This is a genomic window from Actinoplanes couchii, assembly GCF_016862075.1.
GTDB classification, from domain to species: Bacteria; Actinomycetota; Actinomycetes; order Mycobacteriales; family Micromonosporaceae; genus Actinoplanes; species Actinoplanes couchii.
Window position 1 is genome coordinate 132858 of the sequence record NZ_BOMG01000097.1, and the last position, 17318, is coordinate 150175.

General features: G+C 70.7%; 21 protein-coding genes. 8 read left to right on the forward strand and 13 right to left on the reverse strand.

From position 1 onward, the window contains the following. Positions 1–74: 74 nt before the first annotated feature. Positions 75–434: an MMPL family transporter gene (locus Aco03nite_RS55085; RefSeq protein ID WP_310380934.1), complete on the forward strand. Its 360-nt coding sequence runs from the start codon at positions 75–77 to the stop codon at positions 432–434. A gap of 66 nt (positions 435–500) precedes the next feature. Here Aco03nite_RS55085 and Aco03nite_RS39455 read toward each other — a convergent pair whose 3' ends face one another. The 5 genes from Aco03nite_RS39455 to Aco03nite_RS54345 all read right to left on the reverse strand — a co-directional run bounded on the left by Aco03nite_RS39455 (position 501) and on the right by Aco03nite_RS54345 (position 5466). Further along, positions 501–1307: an alpha/beta fold hydrolase gene (locus Aco03nite_RS39455; RefSeq protein WP_203805727.1), complete on the reverse strand. Its 807-nt coding sequence runs from the start codon at positions 1305–1307 to the stop codon at positions 501–503. A 21-nt stretch (positions 1308–1328) separates the two neighbouring features. Further along, positions 1329–2042, reverse strand: coding sequence for a carbon-nitrogen hydrolase family protein (locus Aco03nite_RS39460; protein WP_203805729.1), 714 nt, complete (start codon positions 2040–2042; stop codon positions 1329–1331). Next, the gene (locus Aco03nite_RS39465) at positions 2036–2527 is read right to left on the reverse strand and encodes a 2'-5' RNA ligase family protein (RefSeq protein ID WP_239145809.1); all 492 of its coding nucleotides are present in this window, start codon (positions 2525–2527) and stop codon (positions 2036–2038) included. The genes Aco03nite_RS39460 and Aco03nite_RS39465 overlap by 7 nt, the downstream gene beginning before the upstream one ends. 35 nt (positions 2528–2562) lie before the next feature. Continuing rightward, a complete protein-coding gene (locus tag Aco03nite_RS39470) occupies positions 2563–4878 on the reverse strand; it encodes a glycoside hydrolase family 84 protein (protein WP_203805733.1) in 2316 nt (771 codons plus the stop codon). A 462-nt stretch (positions 4879–5340) separates the two neighbouring features. Continuing rightward, entirely contained in the window at positions 5341–5466 is a 126-nt protein-coding gene (locus tag Aco03nite_RS54345) for a hypothetical protein (protein ID WP_275415947.1), read from the reverse strand. A 129-nt stretch (positions 5467–5595) separates the two neighbouring features. Between Aco03nite_RS54345 and Aco03nite_RS39475 the strand changes: the two genes are divergently transcribed. The 3 genes from Aco03nite_RS39475 to Aco03nite_RS39490 are packed head-to-tail and all read left to right on the forward strand — an operon-like array spanning position 5596 to position 7048. Further along, complete coding sequence (locus Aco03nite_RS39475) at positions 5596–5895, forward strand: ArsR/SmtB family transcription factor (RefSeq protein ID WP_203805735.1); 300 nt, start codon at positions 5596–5598, stop codon at positions 5893–5895. Beyond that, positions 5892–6653 (forward strand): SRPBCC domain-containing protein, encoded by a 762-nt coding sequence (locus Aco03nite_RS53570; protein WP_239145810.1) that lies wholly within the window; start codon positions 5892–5894, stop codon positions 6651–6653. Before Aco03nite_RS39475 ends, Aco03nite_RS53570 begins: the two co-directional genes overlap by 4 nt. Further along, positions 6650–7048: a hypothetical protein gene (locus tag Aco03nite_RS39490; RefSeq protein WP_203805737.1), complete on the forward strand. Its 399-nt coding sequence runs from the start codon at positions 6650–6652 to the stop codon at positions 7046–7048. Before Aco03nite_RS53570 ends, Aco03nite_RS39490 begins: the two co-directional genes overlap by 4 nt. A gap of 12 nt (positions 7049–7060) precedes the next feature. On the opposite strand, the gene Aco03nite_RS39495 is transcribed toward Aco03nite_RS39490, so the two are convergent. From Aco03nite_RS39495 to Aco03nite_RS39525, 7 genes are all read right to left on the reverse strand, one after another. Then, on the reverse strand, positions 7061–8035 hold the full coding sequence (locus Aco03nite_RS39495) for a hypothetical protein (protein ID WP_203805739.1): 975 nt from the start codon (positions 8033–8035) through the stop codon (positions 7061–7063). After that, positions 8032–8391: a PadR family transcriptional regulator gene (locus Aco03nite_RS39500; protein ID WP_203805741.1), complete on the reverse strand. Its 360-nt coding sequence runs from the start codon at positions 8389–8391 to the stop codon at positions 8032–8034. Before Aco03nite_RS39500 ends, Aco03nite_RS39495 begins: the two co-directional genes overlap by 4 nt. A gap of 7 nt (positions 8392–8398) precedes the next feature. Next, on the reverse strand, positions 8399–9358 hold the full coding sequence (locus Aco03nite_RS39505) for a helix-turn-helix domain-containing protein (protein ID WP_203805743.1): 960 nt from the start codon (positions 9356–9358) through the stop codon (positions 8399–8401). Positions 9359–9375: 17 nt separating this feature from the next. Next, positions 9376–10614 carry an MFS transporter gene (locus tag Aco03nite_RS39510; protein WP_203805745.1) on the reverse strand — a complete coding sequence of 413 codons (1239 nt, stop codon included), beginning with the start codon at positions 10612–10614 and terminating at the stop codon, positions 9376–9378. A gap of 1 nt (position 10615) precedes the next feature. Further along, entirely contained in the window at positions 10616–11206 is a 591-nt protein-coding gene (locus tag Aco03nite_RS39515) for an ArsR/SmtB family transcription factor (protein WP_203805747.1), read from the reverse strand. Between the two features lie 32 nt (positions 11207–11238). Beyond that, the gene (locus tag Aco03nite_RS39520; protein WP_203805749.1) at positions 11239–13020 is read right to left on the reverse strand and encodes a HEAT repeat domain-containing protein; all 1782 of its coding nucleotides are present in this window, start codon (positions 13018–13020) and stop codon (positions 11239–11241) included. 385 nt (positions 13021–13405) lie between these two features. Further along, positions 13406–13558: a hypothetical protein gene (locus Aco03nite_RS39525; protein WP_203805751.1), complete on the reverse strand. Its 153-nt coding sequence runs from the start codon at positions 13556–13558 to the stop codon at positions 13406–13408. A 201-nt stretch (positions 13559–13759) separates the two neighbouring features. On the opposite strand from Aco03nite_RS39525, the gene Aco03nite_RS39530 reads away from it, so the two are divergent. Next, positions 13760–14047 carry a hypothetical protein gene (locus Aco03nite_RS39530; protein ID WP_203805753.1) on the forward strand — a complete coding sequence of 96 codons (288 nt, stop codon included), beginning with the start codon at positions 13760–13762 and terminating at the stop codon, positions 14045–14047. A 535-nt stretch (positions 14048–14582) separates the two neighbouring features. On the opposite strand, the gene Aco03nite_RS39535 is transcribed toward Aco03nite_RS39530, so the two are convergent. Then, entirely contained in the window at positions 14583–15443 is an 861-nt protein-coding gene (locus Aco03nite_RS39535; protein ID WP_203805755.1) for a Vgb family protein, read from the reverse strand. Positions 15444–15526: 83 nt separating this feature from the next. Between Aco03nite_RS39535 and Aco03nite_RS39540 the strand changes: the two genes are divergently transcribed. The 3 genes from Aco03nite_RS39540 to Aco03nite_RS39550 all read left to right on the forward strand — a co-directional run bounded on the left by Aco03nite_RS39540 (position 15527) and on the right by Aco03nite_RS39550 (position 17183). Further along, positions 15527–16021, forward strand: coding sequence for a DUF6624 domain-containing protein (locus Aco03nite_RS39540; protein WP_203805757.1), 495 nt, complete (start codon positions 15527–15529; stop codon positions 16019–16021). Beyond that, positions 16018–16647 (forward strand): maleylpyruvate isomerase family mycothiol-dependent enzyme, encoded by a 630-nt coding sequence (locus Aco03nite_RS39545; RefSeq protein WP_203805759.1) that lies wholly within the window; start codon positions 16018–16020, stop codon positions 16645–16647. Before Aco03nite_RS39540 ends, Aco03nite_RS39545 begins: the two co-directional genes overlap by 4 nt. A gap of 110 nt (positions 16648–16757) precedes the next feature. Beyond that, entirely contained in the window at positions 16758–17183 is a 426-nt protein-coding gene (locus tag Aco03nite_RS39550) for a DoxX family protein (protein WP_203805761.1), read from the forward strand. Positions 17184–17318 lie beyond the last annotated feature (135 nt).

Here is a 17318-nt window from a genome sequence, read left to right on the forward strand (position 1 = left end):
CTGTTCCTACTACCCGACACGACACCGCACACCGGTGGACCAGCGCCGGCGCAGCCACCGACGAAACCGCGGTCGTGTTCGCCGGCGTCACCGTCATCATCGCGCTGGCCGGCCTGTCGATCGTCGGCATCGGCTTCCTCACCGAGATGGGCCTGGCCGCCGCCTCCACCGTCGCGGTCGCCGTGCTCATGTCCCTGACCCTGCTACCCGCGGTCATCCGTGTCGCCGGCGAACGGATCATGCCCAGCCGCGAGCGCAAGGGCCTGCGACAGCTGACCGCGAGCCTGCCGAACACCACGGTGATACCGGTGGTCGGCGACATCACCCTCCAGGACGACATCGAGCCCTGTGGGACCGCGTCAGCGGTGCCGACGACTTTGACGGGTGCCGCCGTTGTCGACCAGGGTTCCGGAGGCAGCGGGTTCGGTCTGTGAGTAGTAGTACGACTCGCCGAACGGCCCGTACGCGACTGGCGATCGCCGGTGAACTGGGCGGCCGGGTCATACCTCGACGGTGTCGACGAAGGCCCGGACTGCCTGGACGGTGGGGCCCGGAGCGCTCAGGTGCGGGAAGTGGCCGGTGGCGCTGAGGATCTCCAGGCGGCTGCCGGGGATGTGTTCGTGCAGGTGATCGCCGACCGAGGCCGGCACCATCGCGTCGGCGGTGCACTGCAGGACCAGCGTCGGCAGGGTGATCCGGGGCAGGTCGTCGCGGTGGTCGGACAGGAAGGTGGCGCGGGCGAACTGCAGGGCGATCCGCGGGTTCGTACGGGCGAAGCTCTGTACCAGTTCTTCGGTCAGTTCGGGCCTGGTGCCGTCGGCCATCACGGTCGGTGCGGTGGCCCGTGACCAGCCCAGGTAGTTGCTGTCGATGGCGTCCAGCAGGCCCTCGATGTCGGCGCGGGAGAAACCGCCGGTATAACCGTCGTCGTCGACGTAACGCGCCGATGCGGTGATCATGACCAGGCCGGCGAAGCGTTCCGGTTCCTCGATCGCGGCGAGGGCGCCGATCATGCCGCCGACCGAGTGACCGACCAGCATCACCTGGTGCAGGTCCAGGGCCCGCAGGATGCGCAGCAGATCGTCGGCGTGGCCGTGCAGCGTGCCGTAGCGCTCGGACGGGTAGCCGTCGACGGTGCCCTGGTCCTCGCCGATGATGTCGAACAGCACGGTCCGGTGGTCTTTCTCGAACTCCGGGGTGATGAACCGCCACATGTGCTGGTACTCGCCGTAGCCGTGGACGAAGACCATGGGCGGCGCGTCTGCGTTCCCGCCGAGCCGGACGCGATGTCTCCTCAGTACATCCATCGACGAAACGATACGCCGTGATCAGAGCCGGAAGGTGGCCATGCCGGTGGTGCCGGTGGGTACCTGGGCGACGACCTCGCCGTCGGGGTTCAGCACGCAGGTGGGGCCGAGGGCGAGACGCCCGTCGCGGGTGCCGGTGATGTCGGCTGCGGCCAGCCACAGGCCGGTTTCGCGTACGCGGCGGGCCCTGATTTTGTTGTGTTGGTGTTGCCAGTGGACGGCCCGGTCGGCGGGCATCATGTTCTGTGACGGGTGGACCAGCAGGGTGGCGCCGGCGGCCGCGATGCGGGCTGCGGGTTCGGGGAACTGGGCGTCGTAGCAGATGTTGATCCCGAAGCGGACACCCTTGCAGTCGAACACCGGGTAGTCGTCGCCCGGGGCGAACACCGGCGACTCCCCCGCTGTCAGCCGGTTCTTGCGGTACCGGCCCAGCACCTCCCCGCCCGCGATCACCACCGCCGTGTTGTGGAAGGCGCCGCCCGAGCGTTCGATCATGCCGACGACCAGCATCGGCCGGACCTGGGACAGCCGCCGCAGCACCGCGCCGAACTCCGGCGACCCGATCTCGAGCGCCTGCTCCCGGACATGGTCCGCGGTGACGAGATAACCCTGCAGAAAACATTCCGGCAGTACGAGCAGGTCGACATCCGCCTGATGTACGAATCCGAGGATCATGTCGACGGCCGCGTCCACGTCACCGAGGATCTCCGGCGTCTGACCGACCCCGATCAGCATCCGAGCTCGAAAGTGGCCACGGTGTTCCAGTTCCCGCCCGCCACCGAGGCCATCAGATGCACCGACGAGACCGGCACGTCGATCGGCAGCTGTGGTTCCACTTCGGCGGCCGCGTCCAGCAGCACCCGATGCGGCTGATCATGCCCGACGGTCAGATGCGGAACAACTTCGGTGAACCTTCCGTCGTACGGCCGCACCCCCGGGAAACGGTCGACCACCAGCCGGGTCAGTTCCCGCAACGGCCCGGCCGGTTCGGGCGCCAGCCACACCACCCGCTGCCCGAACCAGCCGACCGACGCCAACGTCACCGTGAACCGGGGCACCGCCGCGATGATCGACCGCAGCTCGGTGACCACCGCGGCGGTGGCCGGCAGGAACGGGAAGACCACGGTGATGTGCGCCGGCATGCCCCGGGAGGCGCTCCGGTCGAACCGCGCCCGCAACCCGCCCACCACAGGCTCGGCCGCGGGCACCGCAACGAGCAACGCGGTTCTGTCAGAACGATTCTCCTGGGACTCCATCAGCGCCCGAAAACTTGGATCTCGGCGATGTTGAGTTCCTGCGAGGCCGTCGTGGCCAACCAGATGCGGACATACCGCCCACGAGCGGGGAGGGTGATCACCGTCGGGCGGGCCGCCTGCTCCACCTCGTGGACGCTGGTCACCCCGGGTGCGGTCAACGCTTCGGCCAGAGTCGCCGGGAACGGCTGCTCCGACACCAGCACGTGATAGTCGGCCACCCGCTCGGCGCAGCAGTCGACCCGGTTGTGCACGGCGATCGTCTCGACGTCGCTGACGGTGCCGAGGTCGACCTGCCACCACGGCTGCGGCTCGGCGCCCGACGTGGTGGAGAAGTCGAACAGGTCACCGTCGACCGCGTTACCCGCTGGGTAGTCGGCCGAGTAGTCGGAGATCTGGGTGGCCGTCCTGCCCAGAGCGATGTTCTCCAGGGGTTCGAGGCCGAGGTACCGGTCGTGGTCGGTGCGGACCCGGGTGAGGAACACGTCGATGACGCCGTCGCCGATCTGCACGGGGCCTTCGATGCGGTTCTCCCCCGGCACCGACCGGATCTGCCGGGCCCGCTGCTCCAGATCGTTCATCCGGGTTCGGGCGGCGGCGGCCGCGGGCGCGTCGTCGGCCCGGATCGCGGCGAGCACGTCCAGTCCGCTGTCCATCGCCGAGGCCCACAGTGCGGTGGCGTCCAGCCAGTTCGCGGCGTCGTCGAGGAAACCGGTGTCGGTGACGGTGGCCCGGATGACCGCCGGGGCGGCCACGATCTCCCGGACGTACGATCGCAGGGAAGTCAGGTCGCCGTCGGCGATCTTCGCGGCGAGGACCGGGGCCTGCGGTTGCCACGGGTCGGAGCCGAAGGTCGGCGCGAGATGGTTCAGATCAAAAAAGGACAGCAGCGCCGGTACGCCGGACCGGTCGCCGCCGGTGAGCAGGGTGGCCGCCTGCCGCAGGCTGGTGGCGCTGTCGTACGCCCGGTCGTTCCAGGCGAAGTCGGCGATCGTGAACAGGGCGACCTTGCTGGCGGCGGCCTGGTTCATCGGGTTCGCGACGATCCCCGCCAGATGTTCCGACAGTCCCGGTTCGCGGTGCGCGTACGGTCCGAGCAGCAGCCGTCCGGCGGCCTGGGCGTAGTCGTTGACCGGGTAGTTGTCCCAGACGAGCACGTCCCGGCCGAACAATGCCGACGCCCGGGTCGCCTGGTCGACGGTGATGCTGGTCGGCACGACGTCGGTGCCGGTCCACATGACCAGCACGGACCCGTCCAGGGTGGCGCGGATGGTCTGTTTGTAGGCGGTGTCGGTGAGGTCGCCGTACTCGGTCGGCACCATCTGCAGCGCCCGGGTGCCGGGATGGGTGGCGACGAAGCCACGCTGGACGTCGTTGAGCAGGTCGACCTGGGCGCGGGCGGCGGCCGCCGGTCCCGGTGTGCCGTAGAGGGTCTGGTCGCCGGCGCAGTTCCATCGTCCGTAGCTGATGTCGTCGAGCGGGATGGAGAAGTCCCGGACCCCGGCGTCGTACATGGCCTGCAGTTTCGTGGTCAGGGCCTGCCGGTCGGTGCTGCTGGAGTAGCAGATCGTGGTGCCCGGTGAGAGCGCGAACGTGAACCGGACGTGGTTCGCGGTGGCGACGTCGACGAGTTCCCGCAGCTCGGACAGTTTCGCGGCCGGGTACGCCTCACGCCAGCGGTCGCGGTGGTACGGGTCGTCCTTGGGGGCGTACACATAGGTGTTGCTCTTGATCCGGCCGTAGAAGGCGAGCTGGTCGAGGCGTTCGGCGTGGGTCCACGGCGAGCCGTAGAACCCTTCGATGGCGCCCCGGACCGGCATGGCGGGGTGATCACTGACGGACAGCCCCGCGATGCGGGCCCCGGGAAGGATCAACTGCCGCAGCGTCTGTACGGCGTAGTACTGCCCCGCGGCATCGGTGCCCCCGAGCACAACCTGCCGCCCCGCAACACGAAGCGCATAACCTTCGGCCTGCTCCGGAACCGTGGTGCCGGTCAACAGCCGGGCGATGTCGGGCCGGTCAGCGGGCCCGAGAAGGATGGCCACCGACGCACTGTCTTCGACACGGACACCGTGTTTCTGCAGAACGCTGACCAGCAGTTTCGCAGCTTCCGGATCAGTGTCGTCCGCGGTGACGAGCCGAACCCGCCCGTGTAGGGCAACATCCGGCCCGACGCGGGCACTCTGCTGAGGCGTCGGCGAAACAACAGGCGGCGGCGAAACAACAGGCGAGGCCGGCGCGGCCGAGGCGGGTGCTGCCGCGAGGGCGCCGAGGACGACGGCTACGGCGAGGAACGGGACCATACGATCAACGTACATCGAAATTGGTCTTTGTTTGGTCGTGGGTGAAGAGCAGGGCGATGTTCTGGCCGCCGAAGCCGAAGGAGTTGCTCAGGGCCGCGGTCATCCGGTGACCACGTCGAGGGTGACCGCGGGGTCCTTGCCGGTCAGGTTGCGGGTGGGTGGGACGACTCTATTGACCAGGGACAGCACGGTGATGACGTCCTCCACGGCCCGGCGGCGCCCAGGAGTTGGCCGAGGCTGCTCTCCGGGGCGGTCAGCAGCACCCGGTCGCCGAGGGCGGTGCGCACGGCCACATCTTCCAACCGTGTCGCCGGCGATGGTGGACGTGGCGTGGCAGTCGGGTGTGCGGGGCCACGGCCAGGGGTGCGCCGATCAGGACGGGTAGGTCAGCGGTGTGCGGGTAGGCGGTGAGCAGGTCGTCGATGCGGCGGATCCCGGTGCGGGCGGCGAGCGTGCCGTGCACAGTAGAGGCGGCGGCTACTCCGCACGCAACGGCTTGGCCAGGACCTTCTCGGCGCGCAGCGGTTTGGCGTTCGCTGAGGTGGCCGCGACGGCGCCGGCTGCCACGAGTGCCAGTGCGACCAGGACGGCTAGTGCTTTCATGTCTCCCCCATGGTGTCGGACGTGCACGGGACTCTATGGCGCGTACCGGAAGATCGGTGTTGCCGTGTCCCTGATCCGACCTGACCTCTCCGGGCGTCCACAAAAGATTGTTTGTATTAGAGTGGGCGCATGCTTGATGCTGCTTTCGCGGCTCTCGGGGATCCGGTGCGCCGGGCGATCGTGAGCCGTCTCGCCCGGTCCGACGCCACCGTCGGGGAGCTGGCCGAGCCGTTCGACCTGACCCAGCAGGCCGTCTCCCACCACGTCGCGGTGTTGCGCCGCTGCGGGCTGGTCGAGCAGCGCCGTGAGGGCACCCGCCGCCCGTGCCGGTTGCGCGCCGACCAGCTCGCCGAGCTGCAGTCCTGGATCGGCGAACAGCGCCGCATCTGGGACGACCGTCTCGACGCCCTCGACGAGCACCTGCGTTGACCGGCGAGTTGATCGCCGAGCGCCGGCTGGCCGCCGCGCCGCAGCGGGTGTGGACCGCGTTCACCACCCCGGCCGGGGTCGCGGCGTTCTGGGGCGGCTCCCACACGATCGTCACCGCGGACCAGGTCAGCCTCGATCTGCGCCCGGGCGGGCAATTCACGGTCAACACCCTGGTTTTCCGGTACGTCAGCCTGAGCGCCCCGCACGAACTGGTCTTCGACGAGCCGAAGACCGGGATCCGGACCACCGTCACGATCCGCGCCGAGGCGAACGGCTCACACCTGACCGTCCACCAGCGGCGGCTCCCCCGCGAGCTGCGCACCGCCCAAGCCGCCCGGGGTCTCGCCGCGATCCTGGACGCCCTTGTCAACCACCTACATGTCGATCCAGTGCAGAAAGAGGACCCCGTGTCGGCCCAGCGCGCCATCGTCGAGGACTACTTCGACGGCTTCCGCACCAGTGACCACCCGAAGATCCTGGCCACCCTCACCGACGACGTCGAATGGATCATCTACGGGCACCGCACCACCAAGGGCAAGGCCGAGTTCGACAGCGAGATCGAGAACCCGGCGTTCACCGGCAGCCCGGTCCTGGACGTGGAACGCATCGTCGAGGACGGCCCGGTCGTGGTGTTCACCGGCACCGGCCGGGGCGCGACGGTGGAACACGGGCCGTTCCGGTTCGCGTTCAACGACCTGTTCACGTTCCGCGACGGCCTGATCGCCCGGGTCGACTCGTACGTCGTCCCGCTCCCGTGAAGTACCTGCTGAAACGGCAGACCGCCGGTTGGGGCCTGTTCGTCGGGATCGTCGCCGAACCCGAACACACGGCCCGCGGCGAGCAGGTCACCGACCGCCTGTGGCTGGACACGTCACCGCTGGTCGACGGTTTCCGGGGCGGCCCGCTGCAGCTGTCCCCGGAGGAGACCGGTTTCCTGCACGCGGGCCTGACCCGGGTGGCCGCCGGCATCCGGCACGCCTCGGGCGACACTGACGTCACCGTCGTCGTCCGGGAACTGCTGACCGTCGAGGTCGACTACTCCCCGGGCGGCCTGGCCCCGGCGATCGCCGGCTGGGCCGCCCAGCAGTTCGGCTTCCCACCCGACCCCGAGGCCTGGCAGATCGACGCCCGATGGCAGGTCACGCTGGCCTGACCCGCCGCGTGGTCAGGTTGGCCTGACCCGGCGCTGGATCGTCAGGGCGAGCATCGTGACGGTCACCGCCGTGGCCGTCACGATGCTGGCGGCGGTGACCAGTGTCCTGATGTCCACGTTGGGGCCGCCGCCGTACATGACCACGGCCAACTCCTCGGCCAGCGGGTGCAGCCACATCATGCCGATCGGGCCGAGCAGCACCAGCAGCGCCCAGACCCCGCGCAGGTCGTCGCGGGCCGCCAGAACCATGGTCACGACCAGGGCCGCCAGTAGGAGCAGCACTCCGGCGGCGGGCAGGACCTGCCCGGCCGGCCAGCCGTAGTAGCCGTGGTAGGCGTCCGGCGTCATCGTGTTCCCGCCCCGGGCCAGGGCCACCGCGACGGGCAGCGCCGCAACGGCGCCTGCCAGCGGCAACAGCCGCACCCGCAGCGACAGCCCGGCAGGGACGCCGAGCGCCACCAGCCCGAGACAGGCCTGGGCGACCAGGACGAACAGCGGTGGCCGGTACGGGTACAGAACATCCGCGAGCGGCAATGCCACGGTCAGGACCAGAGTCAGGCCGATCACCCGGCGGGTCCACCGGCCGGGCGCCGCCACGTGGACCCCGGCCGCGAGCAGCCAGGCCGCCCACACCCAGACCCCGTGCGACACCGACGGTGTGGCGACGGGCGACGGGCCGAACCACGCCGCCGCCCACGGGTTGAGCTCCAGCAGCAGGAAGCCTCCGGCGAGGGTGGTGGCGGCGGTCAGCGCCAGGATCGCGGCCAGCTGCAGGCCTGGCCCGATCCCGCCGGCGCCGACCGCCCGTAGGCGCTGGCGCAGCCCGCCGCCGGCCAGGTCGGCTGCGTCGGCGATCGACGGCCACTGCCGGCCGGGCGCGGACAGGGCCAGATAGGTGCCGACGATCTCGGTGCCGCGCTCGTCGCGGTAGCCGGGCGGGTAGAAGGCCCGGACCAGTCGCTGGTAGCGGCGTTCCAGGTCACTCATGCGGGTCCTCCACTGAGGCGGGGCGTGGCCGGTCGGCCGGGTCGGGCGTGCAGTCGTGCGGTCGCGGCCTCGACGTTGCGGCGCATCCGCTCGGTCTCACCGGCGAGCAGCTCGCCGCCGTGGTCGGTGAGCTGGTAGTAGCGGCGCAACCGCCCGTCCACCACCTCCTCGCGCACGACGGCGACCAGTCCGGCGTCGGCCAGCCGGTCGAGTGCCCCGTAGAGCGTGCCGGGCCGCAGCGACACCCGGCCGCCGGAGAGCCGGGTCACTTCGGTGATCAGCCCGTAGCCGTGCAGGGGATCCCCGGCCAGCGCGGTGAGGATCAGGAACGTGGGTTCGCGTAACGGTGTCTCCACAGCGGCACTATATATCGGCTGCGAAGATATGACGGGTCCGAGGTGATGCTGTTTCGGTGTGCAGTCCGGCGATGAGCCACTGGAAGGCAGGGATCGCGCTGGGGCCCGGCCGGTGGCCCTGCAGCACGCCGGCCAGTGCCCAGAACCGTTCCAGGGACTCGTCGGCCAGCAGCTCGAGCCGCAGTCCCAGGGCGTGGCGCACGCTCGGCGGGGCCGGTCCGACGATGCGGTCGACGATCTCGCGGCCCTGCGCCGATCCGGGTGTGATGCCCTCGGCCAGGGCGTGGCCGGCCCGCTGCATCACGGCCGGGCGCAGGTCGTACCCCAGGTCGGCATCGGTGTCGTCGGTGAGCATCTGCCGCAGTCGCTGCTCGAACTCCGGATCGGTCACCAGGTCGGCCAGCTCGACCCAGGCGTCGACCTGCTCCACGGTGGGTTCGCTGGGAAGCGTGCCGCAGATCTCGCGCATCCAGTCCCGCACGGTCGAACCGTCGCCGTCCGATTCGGTCCCGGCGAATGTCCGGTCGACAGAATCCTCCAGGATCCGCTGTCGTTCCACGACCGACAGGTGGACGAGCTTTCGCAGGTGCAGGGCCTCCTCAGGGGTGCTGCCTCGCCGGGCGACGGTGCTGAGCACCGCGCGCCGCAGCCGCAACGTGCGCATCTCGGCGTCCAGGGCTGCGACGTGCACCTCGGCCACCCGTGCCAGGGTCGTCTGCCCGGCCAGGATCTCCTGAATGCTCTCCAGCCCGAGCCCCAGCTCCCGCAGGGTCAGCACCAGCTCGCACCGCAGCACCGCCGCGTCGTCATACAGCCGGAAGCCGCCGCTCGAGCGTTGCGTGGGCGGCAGGATCCCGGTATCCGACCAGAACCGCACGGTCCCCACCGGAAGCCCGACCCGCCGCGCGAGTTGCCCGATGCTGCGCAGCTCCCGGCCCGCACCCGTCTCAGTCCTACCGCCGCTCATGGCCACAGCATCGACCCTCAAGCAGGTGGAGAGTCAACCCGGATTCCCGGCCGTGTCGACGGGGCTGTGGTTCGGGGCAGGAGCAGCAGGACCATCAGCCCGGCCGTACACAGACCGATGCCCTGGATCGTGATGACGGGGACGATGCCGAGACGGTCGCCGAGAGTGCCGGCCACGGCGGTTCCGGCCAGCATCGCCAGGGAGTCGAGGGTGAGCAGGGTGCCGAAGACCCGGCCGCGGTGGCTGTCGTCGGTGGCGGTCTGGAACACCGTCATCAGCCCGGCGATCATGAGCGCTCCGGGCAGTCCGGCCACCACCATCAGCACCACCGCCGGCCACGGCGACGGGCTGACCAGCGGGTACAGGAACAGCGCCAGGTCCACCAGCCCGAACGCGACGGTGCCGCCACCGAGCAGCAACCGGGGCGGGAAACGGTGCCCGAACATCGTGGTGATCAGCCCGCCGGTGATCCCGCCGACGGCCTGCGCGGCCATGATCGTGCCGTACGTGCGGGCGCTGCCGTGCAGCACGTCGTGTACGAACGGTGCCATCAGCGTGCTCATCACCGCTTCGCCGATCCCGGTGACGACGGTGAACACCATGATCGTGCGCAGGGTGCGGGTGGACATCGCGATCCGCAGCCCGTCGAGGCCTTCCCGGATCAGGTGCCGCCGTTCGGCGGCCGGCGTGCCGGTCCGGGTGACCCGGATCAGGCTCAGCAGCGCGGCCGCCACCGCATACGCCCCGGCGGACACCGCGGCGAGCAGCCCGACCCCACCGAATCCGGCGACCAGCCCGCCCAGGGCGGCGCCGGCCAGCCGGGCCACGTCGCGGGCCTGGCCGTTGAGCGAGTTCGCGGTGACCAGGTCGCCGTCGCCGACCAGGGCCGGAACCAGCGCGGCTTCGGCGGTGCTGAACAGCAGCGCCAGCCCGCTCTGTGCGGCCAGGACCAGGTAGAGGATCCACACCTGGCCGGGCCCGTGGACCGCGGCCAGGGGCAGCAGGCACGCGCCGAGCAGCAGGTTGGTGACGATGACGGTGCGGCGGCGGTCCCAGCGGTCGGCGTACACCCCGGCGATCGGGCCGAGCAGGGTGCGCGGGATCAGCGCGGCCAGCACGGCGGTCGCGGACGCGGCGGTGGAGCCGGTGAGGGCGTACACCTGGTAGGCCAGGCCGGTGCGCAGGAGCCAGTCGCCGGTGGACGACACCAGGTTGGCCCCGGCCAGGTACCGGACGTCGCGGGCGGGCAGCCGCATGTCAGCCTCCGGTGGCGGTGGGTTCGACGGGCACGGCGATCAGGGTGACGTCGACCGGCAGCGCCCCGGCCGGGCGGGCTGCGGCGTCACCGAGTGGCCGGCGCCGCACGAGCGGGGTGATCAGCTCGTCCCAGGCCCGGGCGAGGTCGGCCATCTCGTCGGGGGTGAGGTAGACCAGGTTCTGGGAGATGCCGGTGTGCTGGGCCCAGGGGGAACCGCCTTCGGCGCGGCGTTGTTGCCAGTCGGCGAGTTGGGCGGCGGCGCGTTCGACCATGAACCGTTCGAGCAGGTCGACCTGTTCCCAGGCTTCGCCGGAGTCGCCGGGATCCCACTGGTAGGAGGTGGCGGTGACCCGCCAGGGGCGTTCGCGGTTGTCGCCGGCGTCGGCGGGTTCGACGAATCCGTACTTGGCGAGTTGCCGCAGGTGGTGCGAGGCCAGGGCCTGGCTGACGCCGAGCTGGCGGGCGGCTTCGGCGGCGGTGACGGTGCCCTCGCGGCCGACGAGGGCGTGCAGTTTGATCCGCAGCGGGTGGGTGAGGGCGCGCAGGGCGGTGGGGTCGCCGATCTTCCGGCGACCGGATTCCAAAGACATGTTTGGAGTTTTCGATACGACCGCTGTCGATGTCAAGCGTTCGCTTGGATTATCCGGTGGGCGGCGGCCAGGAGCCGTTCGTCGGTGGCGAAGACGTGCCAGTCCCCGAAGTACGACAGCCGTACCGGGCTGTCAGCCACCGCCTGCGCGATCGGCGCCGCCCCGGCGTGACCGATGTCGGCCAGGTGCTCCAGGGCCGGCACCGCGACCGGCGGGCACTCACCGAACCGCAGCGGCCGGGCCAGAGCGGTCAGCACGGGGGCGGCCACGGCCGGGTCGCCGGTGATCCGATGGTGCGCCCGGGCGGCGTCCAGGCGTACCCACTCGTCGTCGGATGTCGTGGCCTCGGCCAGGCGGTCGGTGAAACCGGCCGCGAGCGGGCCGAGGTCGCCGAGGTACCGCATCGTCTGCCGGTCCCAGCCCTGCGCCACGGTGTGCAGCAGCCGCGCCGGATCCCCGGTGACCCGCCAGTACGCCCACGGGAACCCGGTCAGCAGCCCGGCGGCACCGGACGCGGCCGGCCCGATCTCCCCGAGCGCGTGCGCCGCGTTCCCGGCCAGATCATTGTCGGTCAGCAGCGGGATCAGGTGCTCGATGCCGGTCTGCCATGCGCCGAGAACCTCGCACCGTACCCGGCCCGGCAGCAGAGCCACCCCGTCGACCAGGCCCGGCGCGAACTCCCGCAGCGGGGTCAGGACCTCACCGATGCTGGGCAGCGCGAACGTCAGCAGATCCCGGGAAGCCATGACCGGGCTGGTGGTGAACCCGGCACGCGGCCGTTGCAACGCCGGCACACAGCGCGGGTCGTGCAGCCGGGCCAGAGCCCACACGGCGGCATCGTCGGTTTCGGTCAGCGCGGCGAGCCGGTCGGCGGCCTGCCGGGTGGGGACGCCGCCGAGCAGCCAGGCGGCCCGGTGCCGGACGTCGGGGTCGTCGTCGCCGAGCCGGTCGGCGAGCAGGTCGTGCAGGGCCGGGTCGACCGCCCGGTTCCGGGTGATCAGGTCACCGGCGTGGCCGAGGGCGGCGAAGCGTTCGTGGCGCCCGGCGGTGGCGCCGACGGCCAGGGCGAACCGGGTGCGGGCGTCCGGGTCGGCGGCCAGCAGCCGGCCGGTGGCGGCGGTGATGCCCGACGGTGTTCCGGCGAACCGGGCGGTGTCCCGCCACGCGCCGATGTGCTCGTCGTGCACGGCGGCGATCATCTGCGGCACCCGGGTCAGCGGCAGACCGGGATCAGTTTCGGACAGGGCGTGCAGGGCGGCGAGTCCGGCCTGGAGGTCGTCGCCGTCCAGGAGGGCGTGTTGCACGGCCGGGCCGAGATGGGCGACGAGGCCGAGACGGTTGGCCGGGTCGGTTTCGGTCTCCCAGCGGCGTGTCAGGTGTGTCCGTGTCTGATCAGCGGGCAGCAGCCCGGCGGCGAGGATCTCGATCGCGTGCCGCCGGATCACCGGGTCCGGGTCGTCGAGCAGCCCCAGCAGCCGCGGGGTCTCCCGCAGCAGGGCGGGCCGCCAGCCCGGATCCACGTTCGTGTCGAGATCGGCACCTTCCACGATCAGCGTCTCGACCAGGTCCACGACGTCGGCGCGGCACCGGCACGGCTGCTCACCGACAGCGAGGTCGATCAGGAACGGCAGCGCCGCGACCGCCGCCGGGCTGATCCAGCCCCCGCTGTAGAACAGCACAAGATCAAGGTCGGTCAGCGCCTGCCGCGGCTCGTCGTCACCGGCACAGCCCGGGAACAGCCCGGGAACATCCGAGGCCTTCCCACGATGATGCCGCAGCCCGCTCCAGGCGATCCCGTCCAAAGATTCCCACACAAGATCCATTTTGTACGCCAGGGCAAAGCCCCGTGGCCACACCGCAAGGCGCTACCCACCCCGGACCGACCCGCGACCGCCGGGCGGATGCGGCCCCAGACGGAGTCTCACAGGCAGGCAACCTCCTTCGGTCCGGCCGCCGGCAACCGCCCGACTCGCCGGACAACCGCGACGCCACCGTCGCCCGGGGCACCCGGCTATCGCTGGCCCGGATCGGATGATCTACGGATGACGCGGCACCGGAGAGGAACCCGGGCAGCACGACCGGTGGTCCGCGGCACACCATCCGCACGGTGCGTGAATCAGTCGAACAGGTCGAGCCAGTTGTTGTTGCCACGGTCGACGGTCACCCGGTCGGTGAGGGATGCGCCCGGAGTGTTTCGCCTTACCACTGCACGGCCTTCCACGTGCTGGAACGGTTCTGGGCCTGCCGTCGTGTGTAGCTGCCGTCGGCCTTCGGCCGGGTGTAGCCCTGACTGACCCACGTCGACGTGCCGTCGGCCTGGACGGCGAAGTCGATCTCGTCGGTGGCCTGCACCGCGCCGCCGTCGCAATAGCATCCTCGCCACTACCGGTCCTGGGCCGGCAGGCCAGAGGGGACCGGAGCTGTCAATCGGCCGTGGACTGGTCAATCTATGATGGCAGGCAGATGTCCTACCCGTTCTCGGAGGTGATCGCGGTGCACCCGGTCTAGTGACGGCCCCATCCCGGGGCTGCACGGAGCCGAAAGGTGACCGTAATGAGCAGGACCGACCAGACCCGCCCTCTCTGGGTCCGCATGGCCGAGAAACCGGGTGTCACGTGCATCCCGGTGCACGATCACCGCTTCGGGCCCTGCACTCTGCCCGAGCGCATCACCGCCGACATGCCCTCGGGGAACTGCTACTGGGGCCGCGCCGGTTATCACGTTGTCAAATGCGACGGCGGCAGCTGCAGCCGCGAACGTCAGGTCTGGCGGCAGGAGGCCAACCGCCGCGATCGCCATCAGGTGCGCCGTATGCTGCGCACCTACGACCTCGAAGACTGAGCGCACCAGCACTGTTCATCAATCATCCGCGCTGCTGTACCTGATGTTTTGTCAGTCCCGCCGGGGGCGAAGGTTGCCGCGTGGGGGTGCTCGACAGCAGACGAGGTCTCCGGTGGGTGCTACTACGACCATGCACCGGGGACCTCGTGGCCATTCTGCGGTGACAAGGCAGCACGATCATCCAACCGGTCCTACTCACCACCATGGGACTCAACGCCCGCCGGGCCGACCTGAACGTGGCGAAGTCTGCGCGGGAGATCGAGAAGCCGCCGACGGCCGCACGCCAGCGGCAGGACAGTCGTAGCGGCCGGGAGGCTGAGCAGCCAGCCCGGCGCCAGTAAGACACCGAGCCGAAGGGCGGGCCGGATCGGTCAGCGCCGAAGGCGATCTCCACTGCATGTCAGGGACTTCGGCACACCCGGGATCGGGCGCAAGGCGGGCGGGCGGCTCCCGGCCGTACCGGCAAACGATCGTGGGGTTGTCGTTGCGGACGGGCGCGGCCCCGGCCGTACCAGCGAATCGTTTTAGAGGTTTGTCATGCCGGGCTGATGCGGGCGAGCGCCCCGATCTCCAGGGCGGTCCACAACGCGCCGTCCGGGCCGGTGGTGATGCCGTGTGGCTCGCTGGCCGGGGTGGGGAGGTCTTCGCTGGTCACGGTGCCGTCGGTGGTGATGGAGGAGATGCGGTTGCCGGCCCACTCGGTGATCCACAGGCGGCCGTCGGGGCCGGTGGTGATGGCGTGCGGGCGGCCGGCCCGGTCCGGTAGCGGGAATTCGGTGATCTCGCCGGATGTGGTGATCCGCCCGGCCTGACCGGCGAGGATCTCCACGAACCACATCGCCCCGTCCGGTCCGGCGGTGATCCCGACCGGTCCGGCCTGCTCAGTCGGCAGTTCGAAAACGGTGATCGTGTGGTCGGTGCCGACCCGGCCGATCGCGTTGGCCTGGTTGAGGGTGAACCACAGGGCTCCGTCCGGTCCGGCTGCGATCGCCGACGGGAACATCCCGGCAGCGGGCAGGGGGATCTCGGTGATCTCGCCGGCTGTGGTGATCCGCCCGATCCGGTCGGTGGCGGTGGCGGTGAACCACAGCGCCCCGTCCGGGCCCGCGGTGATCCCGAACGGTGCGGCGCCCGGCACCTCGAACCCGGTGACCTGCCCGGACGTGGTGATCCGGCCGATCCGGTGGCCTTTGAACTCGGTGAACCACAGTGCCCCGTCCGGCCCCGCCGTGATGACCGTGGGGCCGTCGCCGACCGGATGGAACACCGGCTCACCGCCGGGAACGAGCCGCCCGACCCGCCCGCCGTGCACGAGCGTGAACCACAGGGCCCCGTCCGGGCCGGTCGTGATCGCGTACGGCCCACCGTCGCCCACCGGGTACTTGCGCATCGGCATAGTCCAATTATTGTCGATCGATGATGCTCGATAAGCCGGCGGGGGTTACATGCTGCGTTCGACCCGGTGCCTACCGTGACGTCATGCTCAACGAAGCGCTCGCCCGTGAACTCATCGACCTGACCGCCGAGGACCTCCGGCTGCAGCCCGGCGCCCTCGGCGACGACCCCGCCGCCCAGCTGGCCCACCGGCGGGTCACCGTCCGCAACGCCGACCGGCTCACCGCGATCCTCGACGAACACGGCTGGCCCACCCCCGCCCTGGTCGGCGACGAGGGCGCCCGCCGGGCGTGGTTGATCGCCCAGCACGCCGACCGGCAGCTCGACGTCCAGCGCCGCGCCCTGACCCTGATGACCGCAGCCGGCGCCGACTCCACCCAGGTCGCGATGCTGCACGACCGGGTTCGGGTCAACGAGGGACGCCCGCAGACCTACGGCACCCAGATCGCCGGGGTCGCCGACGGCCGTCCCGTGCCGTGGCCGTGCGAGGACCCGGACACCATGGACCAGCGGCGCGCCACGGTCGGGCTGGACCCGTTCGATGTCCACGTCGCCAGACACGCGCCGGCGCAACCGTGACCGTGGACGTCCGTGAGCTGATCGCCGGCGAACGCCACCGCCTCGCCGACCTGCTCGACACCCTGACCGGGCAGCAGCTGGCCACCCCGAGCCTGTGCGCCGGATGGACGGTGAAACAGGTGGCCGCCCACCTGGTCGCCGCCGTCGACGCGCCCGCGAGCGCCCTGCTGAAGCTGATGGTCACCAGTGGGTTCCGGCTGCACCGGGCCAATGCCCGGCTCGCCGTCGACGTCGCGCGGCGCCCCACCGGGGAACTGTCCGCACTGCTGCGCAAGCACGCCGGCAACCCGTTCCGGCCGCCGATCGTCGGCCATCCGGGTGCGCTGACCGACCTGCAGGTGCACCTTCAGGACATCCGGCGGCCGCTGGGCCTGCCGCACGACCTGATCCCGGACGGCCTGCGGATCTCCCTGGACTTCCTGACCGGCGGCCGGGCGGTGGGTTTCACCCCGCGCTCGCGGCCGGCCGAGTTGCGCCTGGAGGCCACGGACCAGGATTGGGTCAAAGGCGACGGCTTGTTGGTACGGGGGGCGAGCGAAGCCCTGATGATGGCGCTGTGCGGGCGGGCCGTGGTCCTCGGCGAGCTGGCCGGTGACGGGGTGGAGGTGTTGCGTACCCGCTGCTGAAGGTTGTACGCACGCTCTTAGAAAAAATTTATGTTCATCTATGAACGTCGAAACATTCAGTGACTAGCTTCGATGGGCAGGTGGACCGTTTCTCGACCTAGGAGCCTCTATTGTCCTCCCCGCGTATCGCCCAGATCACCTGGCCACTGTTCCGCGTCGTCGTCGGGCTGCTGTTCGCCTGCCACGGCCTGGCCAGCCTGTTCGGCCTCTTCGGCGGCAGCCGGGGCACCGGCGAACCGATCCCCACCGGCACCTGGCCCGGCTGGTACGCGGCCGTCATCCAGCTCGTCTGCGGCATCCTCGTCCTGCTCGGCCTGCTGACCCGCCCGGCGGCGATCCTGGCCTCCGGCTCGATGGCGTACGCCTACTTCATGGTCCACCAGCCCGACGGCCTGCTCCCGATCGAGAACGGCGGTGTCAACGCCGCCCTGTACGCCTGGACGTTCCTGGTCATCGCCGCGTTCGGCGCCGGCCACTACTCCCTGGACGCCGTGATCGACCGGCGCCGCGAGCCTGCCGCCCCGGTCACCGTCTGACCAGGACCATCACCGCCCCGGCCCACCGTCACGAGGGCCGGGGCCCGGCCCTTCTCGCGGATCCGGGCCTTGACCCTCACACGGTTGTCCCCGAAGGCCGGGCCTTGACCTTCACACGGTGACAACCCCTAACGT

What these genes read in the sequence shown, in the direction of transcription:
- Aco03nite_RS39510 (WP_203805745.1), bottom strand. Translation starts at nt 10,614, where the DNA reads ATGCGGCTGCCCGCCCGCGACGTCCGGTACCTGGCCGGGGCCAACCTG.
- Aco03nite_RS39515 (WP_203805747.1), bottom strand. Translation starts at nt 11,206, where the DNA reads ATGTCTTTGGAATCCGGTCGCCGGAAGATCGGCGACCCCACCGCCCTG.
- Aco03nite_RS39505 (WP_203805743.1), bottom strand. Translation starts at nt 9,358, where the DNA reads ATGAGCGGCGGTAGGACTGAGACGGGTGCGGGCCGGGAGCTGCGCAGC.
- Aco03nite_RS39475 (WP_203805735.1), top strand. Translation starts at nt 5,596, where the DNA reads ATGCTTGATGCTGCTTTCGCGGCTCTCGGGGATCCGGTGCGCCGGGCG.
- Aco03nite_RS39540 (WP_203805757.1), top strand. Translation starts at nt 15,527, where the DNA reads ATGCTCAACGAAGCGCTCGCCCGTGAACTCATCGACCTGACCGCCGAG.
- Aco03nite_RS39530 (WP_203805753.1), top strand. Translation starts at nt 13,760, where the DNA reads ATGAGCAGGACCGACCAGACCCGCCCTCTCTGGGTCCGCATGGCCGAG.
- Aco03nite_RS39470 (WP_203805733.1), bottom strand. Translation starts at nt 4,878, where the DNA reads ATGTACGTTGATCGTATGGTCCCGTTCCTCGCCGTAGCCGTCGTCCTC.
- Aco03nite_RS54345 (WP_275415947.1), bottom strand. Translation starts at nt 5,466, where the DNA reads ATGAAAGCACTAGCCGTCCTGGTCGCACTGGCACTCGTGGCAGCCGGC.
- Aco03nite_RS39455 (WP_203805727.1), bottom strand. Translation starts at nt 1,307, where the DNA reads ATGGATGTACTGAGGAGACATCGCGTCCGGCTCGGCGGGAACGCAGAC.
- Aco03nite_RS39495 (WP_203805739.1), bottom strand. Translation starts at nt 8,035, where the DNA reads ATGAGTGACCTGGAACGCCGCTACCAGCGACTGGTCCGGGCCTTCTAC.
- Aco03nite_RS39535 (WP_203805755.1), bottom strand. Translation starts at nt 15,443, where the DNA reads ATGCCGATGCGCAAGTACCCGGTGGGCGACGGTGGGCCGTACGCGATC.
- Aco03nite_RS39460 (WP_203805729.1), bottom strand. Translation starts at nt 2,042, where the DNA reads ATGCTGATCGGGGTCGGTCAGACGCCGGAGATCCTCGGTGACGTGGAC.